Origin of the sequence: Pseudoalteromonas umbrosa, assembly GCF_030125375.1 — a bacterium.
GTDB lineage: Bacteria > Pseudomonadota > Gammaproteobacteria > Enterobacterales > Alteromonadaceae > Pseudoalteromonas > Pseudoalteromonas umbrosa.
Window position 1 is genome coordinate 1 of record NZ_JASJUU010000013.1, and the last position, 1,826, is coordinate 1,826.

1 protein-coding gene is annotated in these 1,826 nt (G+C 37.5%); it reads right to left on the minus strand.

Annotated elements, in window-relative coordinates:
* Positions 1-110 precede the first annotated feature (110 nt).
* Positions 111-251 carry a hypothetical protein gene (locus QNM16_RS24870; protein WP_284022918.1) on the minus strand — a complete coding sequence of 47 codons (141 nt, stop codon included), beginning with the start codon at positions 249-251 and terminating at the stop codon, positions 111-113.
* Positions 252-1,826: the final 1,575 nt, after the last annotated feature.

The window sequence follows — 1,826 nt, forward strand, 5'->3', positions numbered from 1 at the left end:
GCGAGTCTTTCCCATGTGAAAGTAGGACATTCTACTGCGTAGCGCACCAAAAGCGCCAAATAAAAGAAAGCCCGATTCGAAAGAGTCGGGCTTTTTTGCGTTTAAGTCCCTTAGCAGTGGTCAAAACGGCTCATTTCACCTTGCGCAAAAAGAGCGCTCTCACTTCGTTCGCTGTCGCTAGCCTTTTGCACGATATTCACCTTGCGCAAATTGAACGTACTCGCTTCGCTCGTTGTCGTTACATTTTGCACGTTAATCACCTTGTGCGAAAAGAATGTCAGCGCTTCGAGTATAGTCGTTAATACTCTGCAATATAGACCCCAGTATCAAAGTCGCTTATTTAGGTTTACATAATACGTCTCTAGTGATCTAATTCAGTGTTTATATTGAATGGCTTATTTAGGTAACTTGATTGATGCAGAGAGGGTGGTCAATAACACCTTTTTATTAAAGACCGACTTACCGGCTACCCTAAGTATGTAACCTAACTAGGTATTCAACTAGCCGAAGTTAAAACATTACCTCTGGCTACTAATATTGATGATATAAACTTTCGTATGGAATATAGGCTAGGGGGTTGCGGATATTTTTTCTTTGCGCACAGCAAAGTGAATATATGCCTTCACCTTTCTGGTTTGATGGATACTTATATTTTGATAGATACATGTAAGCGATACTGTGTACTGCTAAAGGCCTATCAAATATTGGGCAAATGGTGTGAAGTAAAGTGATTGGCGATTGTGTCAGAACGACGCAATATTCGAAAGAGAGTGTCATTGAACTTCACCATGAGTGGTTGTTTATGACTGAAGCTCAATGCCCACAACAAATGCGACAAATACTCTTACCAAAAGAGTAAAGACATAATAGTCACTGTGAAAAAGGTTACCTTAGGAAATCTGATAACCCCCCCATTTGGAGTTAAGGTAGCATTTCTAGTTCAGAGGAGTATGCGACTCGGGTGGCCATCGGCCATTAATGAGTTGCATTGGAATCTAGGTTTTGTGCTGTTGTTAGGGAGTTAGATCTATTTTCTAAACACTTATAAAAACCACTGGCTTCCCTCGGATAAAGTCAACTAACAATGTAAACCTCGGGTATTGAAATTACGCGGTTTGTACAGATTTAAAGGCTGTTTCAAGTATGAAGAAGATTTCTACTCTTTGGTGCCTACGAAATAATTTCATCATCAATTAAATGGTAGCAAGGATCTTTGCAAATTTTCTGTTGTGTAGCTTTCTGTCAAAAGTACTTTAAGTACAGTTCCAAAATTGGTCCATGTAAGTGAGTAGCAATAAGCTAGGTGACTATAAGAAGTGAAATGAAATAGTGATGATTTTTGGTGTTGGCTTCAAGATAGTCTCGGTGTCACTTTATACTAGTTAACTTACAATGATTAAAGTTGGCAGTTTTAATGACTCTGCATTGTATTGCTATGTATTGCTATGCTTTTAAAAAGTTTCAATCTCTGCGTTCTCCATAGTTTTCACAATATGGTTTAGGGTTGTGATGTCCCTCAGATATTTAATCTATCACATGTACTACTTTCACATATAAGCCCGTGAAATAGATTTATTATTGCAGTATGTTCTGATTTACAGTTTTCCAGTAAAAAAAGTAATGCAGCTTAAAAAACCACTCTTATTTAATATAAAAACCTTTTTAGTAATTATTTTGAAGATCTATGCTTTTTTTGATAGTCAGATAGTCAGATAGTCAGATAGTCAGATAGTCAGATAGTCAGATAGTCAGATAGTCAGATAGTCAGATAGTCAGATAGTCAGATAGTCAGATAGTCAGATAGTCAGATAGTCAGATAGTCAGAT